The organism is Pseudomonas sp. ARP3 (assembly GCF_001029595.1).
GTDB lineage: Bacteria > Pseudomonadota > Gammaproteobacteria > Pseudomonadales > Pseudomonadaceae > Aquipseudomonas > Aquipseudomonas rhodesiae.
The window spans coordinates 1-16,118 of sequence record NZ_LEKF01000021.1; the positions used below are offsets into that span (position 1 = coordinate 1).

14 protein-coding genes and 1 pseudogene are annotated in these 16,118 nt (G+C 63.9%); 6 read left to right on the plus strand and 9 right to left on the minus strand.

All coding sequences use genetic code 11. The annotated features are described in order from the left end of the window. Window positions 1–118: 118 nt before the first annotated feature. From ABX75_RS30080 to pedF, 7 genes and pseudogenes are all read right to left on the minus strand, one after another. Window positions 119–220: pseudogene (locus ABX75_RS30080) on the minus strand (hypothetical protein); the annotation flags it as partial. Window positions 221–620: 400 nt separating this feature from the next. Further along, on the minus strand, window positions 621–2,141 hold the full coding sequence (locus ABX75_RS21230) for an aldehyde dehydrogenase family protein (protein ID WP_034110971.1): 1,521 nt from the start codon (window positions 2,139–2,141) through the stop codon (window positions 621–623). Between the two features lie 121 nt (window positions 2,142–2,262). Further along, entirely contained in the window at window positions 2,263–4,038 is a 1,776-nt protein-coding gene (locus ABX75_RS21235) for a PQQ-dependent methanol/ethanol family dehydrogenase (RefSeq protein WP_034098916.1), read from the minus strand. 115 nt (window positions 4,039–4,153) lie between these two features. Beyond that, window positions 4,154–5,086, minus strand: coding sequence for a quinoprotein relay system zinc metallohydrolase 1 (locus ABX75_RS21240; RefSeq protein WP_047882597.1), 933 nt, complete (start codon window positions 5,084–5,086; stop codon window positions 4,154–4,156). Window positions 5,087–5,102: 16 nt separating this feature from the next. Further along, window positions 5,103–5,852, minus strand: a complete 750-nt coding sequence (locus ABX75_RS21245) for a quinoprotein dehydrogenase-associated SoxYZ-like carrier (RefSeq protein ID WP_034098920.1) — start codon at window positions 5,850–5,852, stop codon at window positions 5,103–5,105. Between the two features lie 9 nt (window positions 5,853–5,861). After that, the gene (locus ABX75_RS21250; protein ID WP_034098922.1) at window positions 5,862–6,737 is read right to left on the minus strand and encodes an ABC transporter substrate-binding protein; all 876 of its coding nucleotides are present in this window, start codon (window positions 6,735–6,737) and stop codon (window positions 5,862–5,864) included. A gap of 4 nt (window positions 6,738–6,741) precedes the next feature. Continuing rightward, window positions 6,742–7,203, minus strand: a complete 462-nt coding sequence (gene pedF, locus ABX75_RS21255) for a cytochrome c-550 PedF (protein ID WP_034098924.1) — start codon at window positions 7,201–7,203, stop codon at window positions 6,742–6,744. Window positions 7,204–7,457: 254 nt separating this feature from the next. Here pedF and exaA point away from each other — a divergent pair, with 254 nt between their 5' ends. Both exaA and ABX75_RS21265 read left to right on the plus strand, forming a co-directional pair. Beyond that, a complete protein-coding gene (exaA, locus tag ABX75_RS21260; RefSeq protein WP_082136189.1) occupies window positions 7,458–9,347 on the plus strand; it encodes a quinoprotein ethanol dehydrogenase in 1,890 nt (629 codons plus the stop codon). A 221-nt stretch (window positions 9,348–9,568) separates the two neighbouring features. Then, window positions 9,569–10,216, plus strand: coding sequence for a pentapeptide repeat-containing protein (locus tag ABX75_RS21265; protein WP_040268799.1), 648 nt, complete (start codon window positions 9,569–9,571; stop codon window positions 10,214–10,216). An 81-nt stretch (window positions 10,217–10,297) separates the two neighbouring features. On the opposite strand, the gene ABX75_RS21270 is transcribed toward ABX75_RS21265, so the two are convergent. Continuing rightward, window positions 10,298–10,924: a response regulator transcription factor gene (locus ABX75_RS21270; RefSeq protein WP_034110979.1), complete on the minus strand. Its 627-nt coding sequence runs from the start codon at window positions 10,922–10,924 to the stop codon at window positions 10,298–10,300. Beyond that, a complete protein-coding gene (locus tag ABX75_RS21275; protein ID WP_047882634.1) occupies window positions 10,921–12,183 on the minus strand; it encodes a sensor histidine kinase in 1,263 nt (420 codons plus the stop codon). Before ABX75_RS21275 ends, ABX75_RS21270 begins: the two co-directional genes overlap by 4 nt. A gap of 185 nt (window positions 12,184–12,368) precedes the next feature. Between ABX75_RS21275 and ABX75_RS21280 the strand changes: the two genes are divergently transcribed. The 4 genes from ABX75_RS21280 to ABX75_RS21295 are packed head-to-tail and all read left to right on the plus strand — an operon-like array spanning window position 12,369 to window position 16,052. Continuing rightward, window positions 12,369–13,541, plus strand: coding sequence for an ABC transporter substrate-binding protein (locus ABX75_RS21280; protein WP_047882599.1), 1,173 nt, complete (start codon window positions 12,369–12,371; stop codon window positions 13,539–13,541). Window positions 13,542–13,567: 26 nt separating this feature from the next. Beyond that, complete coding sequence (locus ABX75_RS21285) at window positions 13,568–14,527, plus strand: YVTN family beta-propeller repeat protein (RefSeq protein WP_047882600.1); 960 nt, start codon at window positions 13,568–13,570, stop codon at window positions 14,525–14,527. Then, on the plus strand, window positions 14,524–15,264 hold the full coding sequence (locus tag ABX75_RS21290; protein ID WP_047882601.1) for an ABC transporter ATP-binding protein: 741 nt from the start codon (window positions 14,524–14,526) through the stop codon (window positions 15,262–15,264). The genes ABX75_RS21285 and ABX75_RS21290 overlap by 4 nt, the downstream gene beginning before the upstream one ends. Next, window positions 15,261–16,052, plus strand: a complete 792-nt coding sequence (locus ABX75_RS21295; RefSeq protein ID WP_034138669.1) for an ABC transporter permease — start codon at window positions 15,261–15,263, stop codon at window positions 16,050–16,052. The genes ABX75_RS21290 and ABX75_RS21295 overlap by 4 nt, the downstream gene beginning before the upstream one ends. The last annotated feature ends 66 nt before the right edge of the window (window positions 16,053–16,118 follow it).

Consider the following 16,118-nt stretch of genomic DNA (forward strand, 5'->3'; position numbering starts at 1 on the left):
AAAAGTGTGGGAGGGGGCTTGCCCCCGATGGAGGTGTGTCAGTCACAGCTGTTTAAGCTGACACTCCCTCATCGGGGGCAAGCCCCCTCCCACACTTGATCGCATTGCAATTAGAGGATCAGAAGAAGCCCAACGGGTTGATGTCGTAGCTCACCAGCAGGTTTTTGGTCTGCTGGTAGTGGTCCAGCATCATCTTATGGTTCTCACGCCCCACACCTTGTCGCCGCCGTAGCCGCGAATGTACAGGGAACAAAACTGTGGGAGGGGGCTTGCCCCCGATGGTGGTGTGTCAGTCACAGCTGTTTAAGCTGACACTCCCTCATCGGGGGCAAGCCCCCTCCCACACTTGATCGCATTGCAATTAGAGGATCAGAAGAACCCCAACGGGTTGATGTCGTAGCTCACCAGCAGGTTCTTGGTCTGCTGGTAGTCGTCCAGCATCATCTTATGGTTCTCACGGCCCACACCTTGCAGCCGCCGTTGCCGCGAATGTACAGGGAACAAAACTGTGGGAGGGGGCTTGCCCCCGATGGTGGTGTGTCAGTCACAGCTGTTTAAGCTGACACTCCCTCATCGGGGGCAAGCCCCCTCCCACACTTGATCGCATTGCAATTAGAGGATCAGAAGAAGCCCAACGGGTTGATGTCGTAGCTCACCAGCAGGTTTTTGGTCTGCTGGTAGTGGTCCAGCATCATCTTGTGGTTCTCACGCCCCACACCCGACTTTTTGTAGCCGCCGAACGCCGCATGCGCCGGGTAGAGGTGGTAGCAGTTGGTCCACACACGCCCGGCCTTGATCGCCCGGCCCATGCGGTAGGCGCGGTTGATGTCGCGGGTCCACAGGCCGGCGCCGAGGCCGAATTCGCTGTCATTAGCGATGGCCAGGGCTTCGGCTTCGTCCTTGAAGGTGGTAATACCCACCACCGGGCCGAAGATTTCCTCCTGGAACACGCGCATCTTGTTGTGGCCCTTGAGCAGGGTCGGCTGGATGTAATAGCCGCTGGACAGGTCGCCGTTCAGGTGTTCGGCCGCGCCGCCGGTGAGCAGCTCGGCGCCCTCCTCCTGGGCGATCTTGAGGTAGGACAGGATCTTGTCGTATTGCTGCTCGGACGCCTGGGCGCCGACCATGGTTTCGGTGTCCAGCGGGTTGCCGCGCTTGATCTTGACGATCTTCTTCATCACCTCGGCCATGAACGGTTCGTAGATCGACTCCTGCACCAGCGCCCGCGACGGGCAGGTGCACACTTCGCCCTGGTTGAAAAACGCCAGCACCAGGCCCTCGGCGGCTTTCTCGATAAACTGCGGCTCGGCACGCATGATGTCTTCGAAGAAGATGTTCGGCGACTTGCCGCCCAGCTCCACAGTGGACGGGATGATGTTCTCGGCGGCCGCATGCATGATGTGCGCGCCAATCGGCGTGGAGCCAGTAAAGGCGATCTTGGCGATGCGTTTGCTGGTGGCCAGGGCCTCCCCGGCTTCGCGTCCGAAGCCCTGCACAATATTGAGCACGCCCGGCGGCAGCAGGTCATTGATCAGTTCGGCGAACACCATGATCGACAGCGGCGTCTGCTCGGCCGGCTTGAGCACGATGCAGTTCCCGGCGGCCAGGGCCGGAGCGAGTTTCCACGCGGCCATCAGCAGCGGAAAGTTCCACGGAATGATCTGCCCGACCACACCCAACGGTTCGTGGAAGTGGTAAGCGGCGGTGTGTTCGTTGATCTCGGCGGCGCCGCCTTCCTGGGCGCGGATGCAGCCGGCGAAATAACGGAAATGGTCGGCGGCCAGGGGCACGTCGGCGTTGAGGGTTTCACGAACGGCCTTGCCGTTGTCCCAGGTTTCGGCCACGGCCAGCACTTCGAGGTTTTGTTCGATGCGGTCGGCGATTTTCAGCAGCACCAGGGCGCGGTCCTGGGCCGAGGTCTTTCCCCAGGCATCGGCGGCGGCGTGGGCGGCATCCAGGGCTTTATCGATGTCGGCGGCGCTGGAGCGTGGGAATTCAGCAATCGCTTGGCCGGTGACCGGCGAGGTGTTGGTGAAGTACTCGCCGCTGATCGGTGCGACGAACTCGCCGCCGATGTAATTACCATAGCGCTGCTTGAAGCTGACGATGGCGCCAGGGGTGCCAGGTTGTGCGTAGATCATAGTAAAGCCTCTGTCTGGGTCCGGGCCTGTCGGTCAACAGGCGATCACCCGATAGTAAGGTGCCCCCACCGCCGGGCGAATGCGCCGTTGGCAGGAGGGCACTGCTCATTTGGTCGTAGAACTAGTGCTTGGCCACCAGGTCCTTGGGCAACTTGAAGGTCCAGAGCATGCCGCCCTGGTTGAAGTCCTTGATGCGCTTGGCCACTTCACCGCCCCACAGCGGCACCGCGCCGCCCCACCCGGAGACCACCGAGACATACTGCTCGCCGTCCATGTCCCAGGTAATCGGCGAGCCGAGCACGCCGGAGCCGGTCTGGAATTCCCAGACTTTCTCGCCGGTCTTGGCGTTGAAGGCCTGCAGGAAACCTTCCGGCGTACCGGTGAACACCAGGTTGCCCTTGGTGGTCAGCACACCGCCCCACAGCGGCGCGAAGTTTTTGTGGCGCCAAACTTCCTTGCCGCTGACCGGGTCGATGGCGCGCAGCACGCCGATGTAGTCTTCGTTCAACGGTTTGATGGTGAACCCGGCGCCGAGGAACGCCGCGCCTTTCTTATAGGCGATGCCTTCGTTCCACATGTCCATGCCCCACTCGTTGGATGGCACATAGAACAGCCCGGTGTCGCGGTTGTAGGCCATGGGCATCCAGTTTTTCGCGCCGAGGAAGGCCGGCGCAACGAACACCGACGTGCCCTTGGCTTCACTGCCCGGCGCGCCGGGGCGGCTGGCTTCGTTGTAGATCGGCCGGCCGTTCTTATCCAGGCCGGTGGCCCAGGTGATCTTGTCGACAAACGGGAAGCCGCGGATGAACTTGCCGTTGGTGCGGTCCAGCACATAGAAGAAACCGTTGCGGTCGGCCGTGGCCGCGGCTTTGATTTCCTTGCCGCCCTCGGTGTAGTTGAACGACACCAGTTCGTTCACGCCGTCATAGTCCCAACCGTCGTGAGGCGTGCTCTGGAAGTGCCATTTGATGGTGCCGTCGTCCGGGTTAAGTGCCAGGCGCGAGGACGAGTAAAGGTTGTCGCCGGGGCGCAGGTGCGAGTTCCACGGTGCCGGGTTACCGGTGCCGAACAGCAGCAGGTTGGTTTCCGGGTCGTAGTAGCCGCCCAGCCACGGCGCCGCGCCGCCGGTTTTCCACAGGTCCCCCGGCCAGGTTTTACCCGCTTCGCCGCCGGAGATGCCGTTTTCCACGGCTTTGCCGTCCTTGTACACATAGCCCATATGGCCTTCGACCGTCGGGCGGGTCCACAGCAGGTCGCCGTTTTTCGGGTCGTAGGCTTCGATCTTGCCCACCACGCCGAATTCGCCGCCGGCCACGCCGGTGATCAGCTTGCCGTTGATCACCAGCGGCGCGGCGCTGATCGAGTAGCCTTCCTTGTGGTCGGCCACGCGCTTGCTCCACACCACCTTGCCGGTGTCTTTATTCAGAGCCACCAGTTTGGCGTCCAGGGTGCCGAAGAACACCAGGTCGCCGTACAGCGCCACCCCACGGTTGATCACATCGCAGCAGGGGCGGATGTCATCCGGCAGACGCGCATCGTACTGCCAGAGTTTCTTGCCGGTGCGCGCATCCACCGCGAACACCCGCGAATAGGAACCGGTGAGGTACATCACCCCGTCCTTGACCATCGGCTGCGCCTGCTGCCCGCGCTGTTTCTCGCCGCCGAAGGAGAAAGCCCAGACCGGGCGCAGGTCCTTGACGTTGTCCACATTCAGAGTGTCCAGCGGGCTGTAGCGCTGGCCTTGCACACCCAGACCGTTGGTGACGATCTGCCCGGGGTTTTTCGGGTCCTGGAGAATGTCCTGATCGCTCACGGCGGCCATGGCCTGGCCGGATAACAGGATGGCACCGAGCAACACACTCAAGGCGAAGGGTTGGCGACGTGCGGGTTGGGTCATGACGGCTACCTCTGCGGTTTTTTGTTATACCCGGGAAATTTTCCCGGTCTGGTGCCGATTCTTGGGCGCAGGGGCGTTCGTCACAATTGACCGCAGTATCGAGATTGCTAGTTCCTTAGTAGCGGGTATCCAGCCGTTGCATCTGCGCGCGCTCGTAGCGCGGGTACAGGTGGCTGACGCTGCGGGTCAGTTCGTAGCGGCTCAGGTTGATCGCGGCAAAGCGCTCGGGGATGGGGCTGCGGATCAGCTCGGCCATGTCGCTGCCGTTGGCGGCGCCGTCGCGTAGCAGTTGATCGAGCCAGCCCAGGTAATCGCGCATTTGGGCGAACGGCTGCGCATCGGCGGCCACCGGGCCGTGGCCGGGCACGATCAGGGTCCAGGGCAAGGCTTGCAGGGTGTCGAGGTCGGCCTGCCACGCCGCCAGCCCCGGGCTATGGGGCGTGGTCAGGGCGCGCTGGTAGAACACCAAGTCGCCGGTGAACAGCACCCCGGTGCGCTGGTCGAGAATGGCCAGATCGGCGCCGGTATGCCCGGTCAGCGCCAGCAAGCGCAGGTCATGCTGGCCCACGCTCAATACACCGGCTTGCAGCGCCTGGGTCGGCAATACCACTTCGGTGCCGCGCATCCAGTCGCCGACCATGCGGTAGAGGTTTTCCGCCAGGCTGTCGCCCTGCTCGTGCAGTAAGCGCGTGGTGTCGGCCAGGGCGCCGATGGGCACGTCCTTGAACGCTTGGTTGCCCAGGGCATGATCAGGGTGATGGTGCGTGATCAGTACCTGGATCACCGGCTTGGGGGTGACTTGGGCGATGGCTTGGCGCAGCGCTTCGCCGTAGCGCCGCGACGGCCCGGTGTCGATCACCACCACGCCGGCCTCGGTGACGATAAAAGCGGTGTTGACGATATTGCCACCATTGGCCTTGGCAAAGTTGTCGGTGCTGCCTTCGAGCAGCCAGGTGTCGGCGGCGATCAGCCGGGGCTTGAGCGCGTAGTCCAGGTCCGCCAGGGCGGGCAGGCTCAGGCCCAGGCATAACAAGAGAATCCAGCGCATGCCGCGCTCCTTCTGGTCAGGGGATGGCCGCGTCGAACTCATTGCCGCTGTTGTCGCGCAGCACCAGGCGAGTAGGCCCCGGTGCTTCGATGTCGAAGGCCAGATTGGGGTTCTCGCTGACCGCCGGGAACAATTCCAGCTCGGCCAGCACCTGATCGTCCTGGCCACGCAATTGCCCATGGTTGATAAAAAACTCAGGGATACCGCTGACCAGGCCGTTGTCCATCGGGTGCGCCACTTGCACGCGCACGCGGCTGAATTCGCCACGGGGGTAGCGCCCGCCGAGCACTTCGCCCAGATGCTCTTCCCAGCCCGGCTGGCTGCGCACCACACTGGGCGCGGTGCAGCCGCCGCCGGCCGCGTCGATCAGCGCCGACCCCACATGCCATATGCCGTCATCGGTAAGGACCGCGGCGCGCAACGGCGTGGCTTGCTCGATGCGGATGCGCAGCGCCAGCCACGGCAGCACCCCTTCCTTGGGCTGGAAGTCGACGATTTTCGGCAGCGGGTTCAGCTCGGCCCAGGCCAGGATCCTCACCACATGCCCCTTGAACGCCCGCGCGTCGATTTCCAGCGGCACCTGGCGCGCATCCTCGGCGAACGGCGGCGCCAGCAGCTTGACCCGCGCGTCGAACACGAACGGCGCGTCGGCCAGCAGTTGCTTGTGGTAGAAGGCCCACATCACCGAGGGCACCGGGTCGACCTCCACGGCATGGGCGGCCAGTGGCAGCCAGCAGGCCAGGATGCAGCTCAGTCGCCAGTTCATCGCCTGCTCCTATTGGTACATGTCGGGCACTTCGTAGCGCAGGCCGTAGTGGCGGTAGATCGCCTGCAAACGGCCGTCGCGGATCAGACCTTCAAGGGCTTCTTCCACCGCATAGGCCAACTGGCGATTGCTTTCGTGCACCGCCATGCCGATCTCCCAGCGTTGCCGCCCCATGTTCGGGTAGGCGTTTTCCGCCAAGGCCAGTTGCGGGTCATGGGCCTGCTGCACCTGCCAGTCGATTTCCCCGCGCATGGCCATGACCGCATCGACCTTGCCGGCGCGCATCGCCGCAAACGCCTGGGTCACACCGGGGTAATGATGGGTGCTGGCCGCGAGTTGGCCGTTGAACACCGAGGTCAGGTAAAACGATGGCACGCTGTCGACTTCGACACCGATGGGGTGTTGCTGGAACACCGCCACGCTGGCGACCTTATCCAAGCGCCGGCGGTCGTAGGCCACCTGCCATTGTTCATTCTGGTAGGGGCCGAACATCACCACCTGGCCGTTTTCCAGCTCGCCTTGATCGTTGCGCCGTTGTGCGTAGTCGTGGTCGTAGGGCGCGCGCAGCATCAGGTCGGCCAGCTGATGGTGATGCAAGGGGCTGCCGCGCCAGATGTAGTCGCGCAGGTCGTCGTCGAGCTTTTCGCCGGCCGGCGCCCAGATCAACTTGAGCCGCACACCGAGCGCCTCGGCCAGGGCCTGGGCCAGTTCCACATCGACGCCTCGGGGGGTGGCGCCGTCCTCGAAACTGTAGGGAGCAAAGTCCTTGTACACCGCCACTTTGATTTCGCCGGCGGCGATCATCTGGTCATAGCTGCGCACCTGCGCCTGCGCCGTGTGGCAGCACAGCAAGGCCAGGCCCAGCACCACGGCAAACAGGCGCATGGCATCACTCCTCGACGTGCACGCTGTCCAGGTAGGTGCGCACCGCCCACAAGGCTTCCTGGCTCAGGTAGTCGGCCATCTTCGGCATGTATACCCGGCCGTCGCGCACCGCGCCATGGCGTACGCGCTCGACAAACCATTCATCACCGGCCTCTCCCACATCCAGCATGCGCAGGTCAGGGGCGATGCCGCCGGATTTGGCTTCCAGGCCGTGGCAGGCGGCGCAGTTCTGGTTGAAGGCGGACGAGCCGATTTCCACGGCTTTGTCATGTTCGGGCGAATTGCGATAGGGGTTCACCGCCGCCCATCCGTCCTCGTTGACCGGCACGCCGGCGTCTTTGATGGAGGTCAGGCCTTTGGTTTCCACCGCTTGCGGGACCACGTTGCCATGGGCCCAGGCGGCCCCGGCACCAAGCACACCGACCAGCAGACCGGCGACGAGCAAGGCATTGTGTGTTGTTGTCATTGTTTTTGCCCTCAGGATTGCACGCAACACCTCATTGCAGAGGCTCTGGCAACCATCTTAGAAACCCCGGGGCGCGGGCCGTATGCTGCTTTGGTGGTCGCGCCCTCCTCCCTTGGTAGTAGGGCTTGTGGGGCACGCCTAAAACAGTGGCGGCGCGGGAAATCTTCCCGGCCACGGCGGGCGTTTTTCCGTATCCGGCCAGCGCCGCGCGCCGCACCCTGTGCAGGTCAAAACCGACACTGGGAACTGCAACCATGACAATAAGATCGCTACCCGTCCGTTCACCTTTGAGCCTTGCCGTGCAGGCCCTGCTGCTGGCCGGCAGCCTGAGCCTGGGCACCGCCGCCCTTGCCGCCGAACCGCCACGCCAGACCCGCGCGGTCACCTGGGAAGACATCGCCAATGACCACCTGAGCACCCAGGACGTGCTGCAATACGGCATGGGCACCAACGCCCAGCGCTGGAGCCCGCTGGCCAAGGTCAACGACAAGAACGTGTTCAAACTCACCCCGGCCTGGTCCTATTCGTTCGGCGACGAAAAACAACGCGGCCAGGAATCCCAGGCCATCGTCAGCGACGGCGTGGTCTACGTCACCGGCTCCTATTCCCGTGTGTTCGCCCTCGACGCCAAGACCGGCAAACGCCTGTGGACCTACAACCACCGCCTGCCCGACAACATTCGCCCGTGCTGCGATGTGGTCAACCGCGGCGCGGCGATCTTCGGCGACAAAATCTACTTCGGCACCCTCGACGCACGGCTGATCGCCCTCGACAAAACCACCGGCAAAGTGGTGTGGAACAAGAAATTCGGCGACCACGCCGCCGGCTACACCCTCACCGGCGCACCGGTGCTGATCAAGGACAAGGTCAGCGGCAAGGTGCTGCTGATCCACGGCAGTTCCGGCGATGAATTCGGCGTGGTCGGCCAGTTGTATGCGCGTGACCCGGACACCGGCGAAGAGGTGTGGATGCGCCCCTTCGTCGAAGGCCATATGGGCCGTCTCAACGGCAAGGACAGCACGCCGACCGGCGACGTGAAGGCGCCGTCATGGCCGGATGATCCAAGTACGCCCACCGGCAAAGTCGAGGCCTGGAGCCACGGCGGCGGCGCGCCTTGGCAGAGCGCGAGCTTCGATGCCGAAACCAACACGATCATCGTCGGCGCCGGCAACCCTGGCCCGTGGAATACCTGGGCGCGCACCGCCAAGGACGGCAACCCCCACGACTTCGACAGCCTCTATACGTCCGGGCAGGTCGGCGTCGACCCCAGTACCGGCGAGGTGAAATGGTTCTACCAGCACACCCCCAACGATGCCTGGGATTTTTCCGGCAACAACGAGCTGGTGCTGTTCGACTACAAAACCCAGGACGGCAAAACCGTCAAGGCCACCGGGCACGCCGACCGCAACGGGTTTTTCTACGTGGTCGACCGCAGCAACGGCAAGTTGCAGAACGCCTTCCCCTTCGTCGACAACATCACTTGGGCCAGCCATATCGACCTGAAGACCGGGCGCCCGGTGGAGAACCCAGGCCAGCGCCCAGCCAAGCCATTGCCGGGGGAAACCAAGGGCAAAGCGGTGGAAGTCTCGCCACCGTTCCTGGGCGGCAAAAACTGGAACCCCATGGCTTACAGCCAGGACACCGGCCTGTTCTACATCCCCGGCAACCAGTGGAAAGAGGATTACTGGACCGAAGAGGTCAACTATAAAAAAGGCTCGGCGTACCTGGGCATGGGGTTCCGCATCAAGCGTATGTATGACGACCACGTCGGCACCCTGCGCGCGATGAACCCCACCACCGGCAAAGTGGTGTGGGAGCACAAGGAAGCTCTGCCGCTGTGGGCCGGCGTGCTGGCGACCAAAGGCAACCTGGTCTTCACCGGCACCGGCGACGGTTTCTTCAAAGCCTTCGACGCCAAAACCGGAGAGGAGCTGTGGAAGTTCCAGACCGGCAGCGGCATCGTCTCGCCGCCGATCACCTGGGAACAGGAAGGCGAGCAGTACATCGGCGTTACCGTCGGCTACGGCGGCGCGGTGCCGTTGTGGGGCGGCGACATGGCCGAGTTGACCAAACCGGTGGCTCAGGGTGGGTCGTTCTGGGTGTTCAAGATCCCGAGTTGGGATAACAAGACCGCGCAAAAATAACCCCCGGCGAGAATTCCGGGCCACCTTTTGCAGCAAGCGGCTCCCCGGTGGTGAGCAGGCTTGCCCTGCGCTCGGCTGCGCAGCAGTCGTAGACCTGAGCGCAGGGAGGTGCTGGAGGAATGCCAGGGCCGCTGCGCAGCCCAGCGCGGGCGGTGCGACGATTCGACAAGCCCGCTAACCAGAACAAGCTCGCTCACCACAGGATCCCCAGAGGTCGCACGATGAACTACCTGCCCTTGTTACTCCTGCTCTGCCTGCCCCTGGCGCACGCCGACGATGGCGACGACACTCCGCTCGTTATCAATGGCTGCACCATCGCCGAACACAGCCAATGCCCCGGCGCCAACCTCAAGGGTGCCAACCTGCGCAACCAGAACCTGAGCAAAATGAACCTGGCCGGCGCCGACCTGCGCGAGGCGGATTTACGCCATGCCAACCTCGACCTGGCCAACCTGGAAAAAGCCCAATTGCAGGGCGCCAACCTGACCCGGGCCAGCCTGCAACAAAGCAACCTGCGCCTGGCCGACTTTACCGGCGCCACGTTGATGGCCGTGCAAGGCTGGGGGCTGTTCGCCCAGGGCGCGCAGTTCGAAAACGCCAACCTCAGCGCGGCCTACCTGCAATTTGCGCGGCTTTCAGGGGCGAAGATGCACAAGGTCAACCTGCGCGCGGCCGACTTGGAAATGACCTGGCTGAGTAAGGCCGACCTGCAAAGTGCCGACCTCAGCGATGCGAATTTGCAGGAAGCCAAGTTCGGTGAGAGCAACCTGGAACAGGCCACCCTCACCGGCAGTCGCCAGCACTACGCGAACTTCCAGGACGCCAATATGGAAGGTTGTACGGATTGCCCCACCACTTGGGGTCGCTAGAACACTACTGAACCTGAGAAAAGTGAGCAGGCTTGGCCTGCTCATCAGGGCGTATCAGTCGTTGGCTCTGCACGCGCCCGCTTATCCAGCCACTCGCACTACTCCCATATCGATCCCCAGATGCACCAGCTCGGCATGGGAACTGACCTGCAATTTGCTCTTGAGCAAGGTCAGGTGGTTGGACACGGTCTTGCTGCTGATACTCAGTTGTTCGGCGATCTGGCGCATCGGCGTGCCCTTGGCCAGCATCAGGAAAATCTCCAGTTCACGCGGCGTCATACCCTGCCAACGTTGATCGCCGGGGGTGTAGGCCAGTTCGGTGGCCAGGGCCTGTTCGATATAAGCGTGACCGTCGAGGATGCGCCGCACCGCTTCGATCAACACCTCGGGGGCCGAGCTTTTGGTCAGGTAGCCCGAAGCGCCCGCGTCCAGGGCCTGGCGCACCAGGGGCAGTTCATCGTGCATGCTGAAAAACAACACACGCAGCTGCGGCAGGCGCTGGCGCAGGCGGCGCAGGGTTTCCAGGCCGCTGATGCCGGGCAGCCCGACATCCATGATCACCAGGTTCGGCACGGCCTCCTGCACGCGTACCAGTGCGTCTTCGCCACTGGCGGCTTCACGCACGTCAATGGCCGGCAACACGGCACGTAACAGGCTGGCGTAGCCCTGGCGCACCACGGCATGGTCGTCCACCAAGAGAATATTCATGACACCTCCAACGGCATGTTCAGCGCCAGCGCCCAACCGGCGCCGGGATGGCTAAGGACGCTCAGTTCGCCGCCCAGGCAGCGCGCGCGTTCGCCCATCGAGTACAAGCCCACACCCGGACGCTGCGGCGGCTGGGCACCGCGCCCGTTATCCCGTACCCACAGGCGCAAACGCGCACCGCGACACTGCAGGCGCACCCGCACCTGGCTGGCCTCGGCGTGCCGCAGCACATTGGTCAGGGCCTCTTGCAGCAGGCGATACAGATGGGTCTTGCTGGTGCTCGATAACGCCGGTAAGTCAGGGCTGACTCGCAGCTGGCATTCGATGCCATGGCGGGTTTGCCACTGGCTTACCAGCATCGCAAATGCCTCGCCCAGCGGCAGGTGTTGCAGGGCCACCGGATACAGGTCATGGACCAGCGCGCGAAAGCCTTGCTGAAGGTGTTCACAGTGATCCTCCAACTTCGCCACCGTGCGCGCCACCAAGGCCGGTTGGTCGCTGACCAGCCGTAGCAGGCAGGCCTGGGCACGAATACCGGCCAGGTATTGGCCGAGGTCGTCGTGCAGGGTCTGGGCCAACTGAGTGCGCTCCTGTTCCTGTACCGCCAGCAAGGTGTGGGTGAGTTGGGTGTTGTCGCGTCGGGCCTGCTCCAGGGCGTCGGTCATGCGGTTGAAGTGCAGCGCCAGTTGCCGCGCCTCCGGCGAACCCTGGGTGCGCAGGCGCACGTTGAGCTGGCCGGCGCACACCTGTTGCAGGGCGCGCAGCAAGGCGTCCAGCACACCCATGCCCCGGCGCACCGCCCAGCGGATCGTCAACAGGCTCACCAGCAGCGCCAGCCCGCACAGGCTCAGCAACTGCTGCACGGAGTCCCAGACTTCATCGATCTCATCCCGTGGGTCGACGGCAATGGACACGCGCCGGCCATCGGCTAAGTCCAGCACCCGCGCGGTGTGCTGTGCGGGAGTCAAGACCCAGCGCGCGAGCCAGGCATCCAGCCCGGTTTGTTCGGGCGCAGGTGGGGTTTGGCCGGCGGCCAGCCAGTAGACGCGCACATGGCGCAGGCTGGCAGTCAGCTGTGGTTGCAGGCTGGCGGGGTCGCGCTCAGCGGTATCGCCCAGGTAGGCCACCACCGCCGCGGCCGATTGCAATTCGCGCTCCACGTCCGCCAAGGCTTGGTGCAGCAGCAGCGCCATACACGCGCCGGTCACCAAGGTGAAGAAGCCGCACACCCACAAGTTGATGCGCCACAGGGCCGACAGCCCAGGCCGGGCGGTGAAGACGCGCATGCTCGTGTCACTCCTGTGAATGAGGCTAGGGTGACCCATGCTAAGACCGCCGCGCGCCGGCGCGGCTACTACCTTGGTACTGCCTCAGCGCTACTTTCTGCATATTTGCAGCGGGCACGGGGCTTCCTATGCTGGCGCTACCTGTCATGGAGTGCCTTATGCGCCAGTTCGCCCCTTACGCCGTGATCTGCCTGCTGGCAATTGCCTGGGCTAGCCACGGCCAGGCCGCCGAAGCGCCCTTGCAGGTGCAGATCGGCTACCTGGGCTATCGGCCCGACCCGGGGCCACTGCTCTCCAATGTAATCCCCGAGCCCGCCGATGCCGGTCAACGCGGTGCCGAGCTGGCGATCATCGACAGCAACAGCACCGGCGCATTTCTCAACCAGCGCTACAGCCTGACCAGCGCCAGCGTGGAAAGCCCCGAAGCGCTGCTCGCCGCGGCCCAAGCCCAACACGCCCAGGGCCTGCGCCTGTTCGTGGTGAATGCCCCCGCCGCCAGCCTGCGCCAGCTCAGTGCCGCCCTGCCCGACAGCCTGCTGTTCAACGCCGGCAGCGCCGATGACCGCTTGCGCAGCACCGAGTGCCTGGCCAATGTGCTGCATACCCTGCCCAGCCGCGCCATGCTCGCCGATGCCCTGGCGCAGTTTCTGGTGCTGCGCAAATGGCAGAAGGCGTTGCTGATTGTTGGCCCCAACGAAGACGACCAAGCCTACGCCGCTGCCCTGCGCCGCGCCGCCAAACGCTTCGGCGTGCAGCTGGTCGCGGAAAAAGCCTGGCGCTTCGATAACGACCAACGCCGCAGCGCCCAAGCCGATATGCCGCTGTTCACCCAGACCGCCGAATACGACGTGGTGCTGGTGGCCGACGAGCGCGGTGACTTCGGCGAATACGTGCCCTATCAAACCTGGTATCCGCGCCCGGTCGCCGGCACCCAGGGCCTCACGCCCACCGGCTGGCACAAAACCGTGGAAACCTACGGCGCCGCCCAATTGCAAAAGCGCTTCGAAGCCCTGGCCGGACGCTGGATGAACGACCGCGATTTCGCTGCCTGGATGGCCGTGCGCAGCGTTGCCAGCGCGGTGAATAAACTGCACCAGGTCGACCCACAGCCAATCCGTCAACTGGAGCTGAGCGAGCAGTTGCCCCTGGATGGTTTCAAGGGCCGCAAGCTCAGTTACCGCGCCTGGAACGGCCAGTTGCGCCAACCGATTCCCATCGTGCAGCCGCGCGCCCTGGTCAGCACTTCGCCCCAGGACGGCTTCCTGCACCCCACTAATGAAATGGACAGCCTGGGTTACGACCAACCCGAGGTGACCTGCCGCTTTCCCTGATCGCCCACAATAATAAGGAACTCGCCATGCGCCGCACCCTGCTCTCATGCGCCCTGCTGCTTGCCGCCGGGCATGCCATGGCCAACACCGCCTGGGTCTCCAACGAGAAAGACAACAGCCTGAGCCTGATCGACCTGAACACTCTGCAGGTCACCGACACCCTCAAGGTCGGCCAGCGCCCACGGGGCTTGCTGCTGTCCCATGACAATAAGCTGCTGTACATCTGCGCCAGCGACTCGGACCGCGTGCAGGTAATGGACGTGGCCACGCGCAAGATCATCAAGGAACTGCCCTCCGGCAAAGACCCCGAGCAGTTCGCCCTGCACCCCAATAACCGTTGGTTGTACGTATCCAATGAAGACGATGCGCTGGTCACGGTGATCGACACCGAGACCGCCAAGGTGCTCGGCCAGATCAGCGTCGGCGTGGAACCCGAAGGCATGGCGGTGAGCCCGGACGGCAAGTGGGCGGTCAACACCAGTGAAACCACGAACATGCTGCACTGGATCGACACCAGCACCCAGACCCTGGCCGACAGCACCCTGGTGGATCAACGCCCGCGCTTTGTCGAATTCAGCCACGACGGCGCGCAGCTGTGGGCCTCGGCGGAAATCGGCGGCACCGTGACCATTCTCGATGTAGCCAGCCGCAAGGTGCTCAAGACCCTGACGTTCGCCATCAAGGGTGTGCACCCGGACAAGGTGCAGCCGGTCGGCATCAAACTCAGCGCCGACGGCAAGTACGGATTTGTCGCCCTCGGCCCGGCCAACCATGTGGCGGTGATCGACGCCAAGACCTTCGAGGTGCTCGATTATCTGTTGGTGGGCCGCCGCGTATGGCAGCTGGCGTTCACCCCGGATCAAAAACAACTGCTGGCCACCAACGGCGTCAGCGGCGATGTGTCGGTGATCGATGTGGACAGCCTGAAGGTGATCAAGTCGATCAAAGTGGGGCGCTATCCGTGGGGCGTGGTGGTCACGCCATGAACGCCCTGACCGTGCAGGACCTGAGCTTCGCCTACGGCCCATGTCAGGCCCTGTGCGAGGTAGGTTTCAGCCTGGCGCCAGGGCGTTTTGCCGCGCTGCTGGGGCCTAACGGTGCCGGCAAATCCACCTTGATCGCGTTGCTCACGCGGCTGTATCACCTGCAACGCGGCGAGATCCACGTCGGCGGCCACTCCCTGCGCGACGCACCGCGAGCGGCCCTCAAACAGCTGGGGGTGGTGTTCCAGCAAAGCACCCTGGACCTGGACCTGAGCGTGGAACAGAACCTGCGCTATCACGCCGCGTTGCATGGCTTGTCACGCCGGCATACCGACCTGCGCGTCGAGGCTGAGTTGGCACGCCAGGGCCTCAGCGAGCGACGCCGTGAAAAGGTCCGCGCACTCAACGGCGGGCACCGGCGCCGCGTGGAAATCGCCCGCGCCCTGCTGCATGAGCCGCGCCTGCTGTTGCTGGACGAAGCCAGCGTCGGCCTCGACCCGGCCAGCCGCCTGGGGTTGAACCAGCATGTGCGCCAGCTGTGCCGGGAGCACGATCTGAGCGTGTTGTGGACCACGCACCTGCTCGATGAAGTGCACGCCGACGACGCGCTGATGATCCTGCATCAGGGCCGGTTGGTGGCCAGCGGGCAAGTCGACGCGCTGGTGCAGGAGCATGACGGCGATCTGGGTCGTCTGTTCGCCGGCCTGACCCGCCCCACCGCAACGGGAGCGCCAGCATGAATGCGTATTGGCAGTGCCTGCGCGGCATCGTGCTGCGCGAATGGCTGCGGTTTGTGTTGCAGCGCACGCGGTTTCTCAGCGCCCTGGTGCGGCCGCTGTTGTGGCTGGTGGTGTTCGCCGCCGGGTTTCGCGCCGCGTTGGGCATTTCGGTGATCGAACCCTACGACACCTACATCCCTTACGAGGTGTACATCATTCCAGGGCTGGCCTGCATGATCCTGCTGTTCAACGGCATGCAAGGCTCGCTGGCGATGGTCTACGACCGGGAGATGGGCAGCATGCGCGTGTTGCTGACCAGCCCGCTGCCACGCACGTTTTTGCTGTGCAGCAAGTTGCTGGCCACGGCGTTGATTTCCCTGTTGCAGGTGTATGGGTTCCTGGCGATTGCCTGGGTCTACGGCGTGCAGCCGCCGGCCATGGGGCTGTTGCTGGCCTTGCCCGCATTGTTGCTGGTGGCGCTGATGCTCAGTGCGCTAGGGCTGTTGCTGTCCAATGGAATTCGTCAGTTGGAGAACTTCGCCGGGGTGATGAATTTCGTGATTTTCCCGCTGTTTTTCCTGTCGTCGGCGCTGTATCCGCTGTGGAAGATGCGCGATGCCAGCCAGTGGTTGTACTGGCTGTGCGCGGTCAACCCGTTCACCCACGCGGTGGAGCTGGTGCGCTTCGCCCTGTATGAACGTCTGGCCGGCCTGGCCCTGGCGATCTGTCTGGGCTTGACCGTGCTGTTCACCCTGCTGGCAGTGCTGACCTTCAACCCGCAACACGCGGCGTTGCGCAAACCGGGCTGAGGCCGGCAAAACTACTACTTTGGTACTGGTTTTGCTGTCTATCGTCGCATTCCCAAGGGCGTGGGA

Coding starts and splice junctions, on each gene's coding strand:
- ABX75_RS21230 (WP_034110971.1), bottom strand. CDS start 2,141: ATGATCTACGCACAACCTGGCACCCCTGGCGCCATCGTCAGCTTCAAG.
- ABX75_RS21235 (WP_034098916.1), bottom strand. CDS start 4,038: ATGACCCAACCCGCACGTCGCCAACCCTTCGCCTTGAGTGTGTTGCTC.
- ABX75_RS21240 (WP_047882597.1), bottom strand. CDS start 5,086: ATGCGCTGGATTCTCTTGTTATGCCTGGGCCTGAGCCTGCCCGCCCTG.
- ABX75_RS21245 (WP_034098920.1), bottom strand. CDS start 5,852: ATGAACTGGCGACTGAGCTGCATCCTGGCCTGCTGGCTGCCACTGGCC.
- ABX75_RS21250 (WP_034098922.1), bottom strand. CDS start 6,737: ATGCGCCTGTTTGCCGTGGTGCTGGGCCTGGCCTTGCTGTGCTGCCAC.
- pedF (WP_034098924.1), bottom strand. CDS start 7,203: ATGACAACAACACACAATGCCTTGCTCGTCGCCGGTCTGCTGGTCGGT.
- exaA (WP_082136189.1), top strand. CDS start 7,458: ATGACAATAAGATCGCTACCCGTCCGTTCACCTTTGAGCCTTGCCGTG.
- ABX75_RS21265 (WP_040268799.1), top strand. CDS start 9,569: ATGAACTACCTGCCCTTGTTACTCCTGCTCTGCCTGCCCCTGGCGCAC.
- ABX75_RS21270 (WP_034110979.1), bottom strand. CDS start 10,924: ATGAATATTCTCTTGGTGGACGACCATGCCGTGGTGCGCCAGGGCTAC.
- ABX75_RS21280 (WP_047882599.1), top strand. CDS start 12,369: ATGCGCCAGTTCGCCCCTTACGCCGTGATCTGCCTGCTGGCAATTGCC.
- ABX75_RS21285 (WP_047882600.1), top strand. CDS start 13,568: ATGCGCCGCACCCTGCTCTCATGCGCCCTGCTGCTTGCCGCCGGGCAT.
- ABX75_RS21290 (WP_047882601.1), top strand. CDS start 14,524: ATGAACGCCCTGACCGTGCAGGACCTGAGCTTCGCCTACGGCCCATGT.
- ABX75_RS21295 (WP_034138669.1), top strand. CDS start 15,261: ATGAATGCGTATTGGCAGTGCCTGCGCGGCATCGTGCTGCGCGAATGG.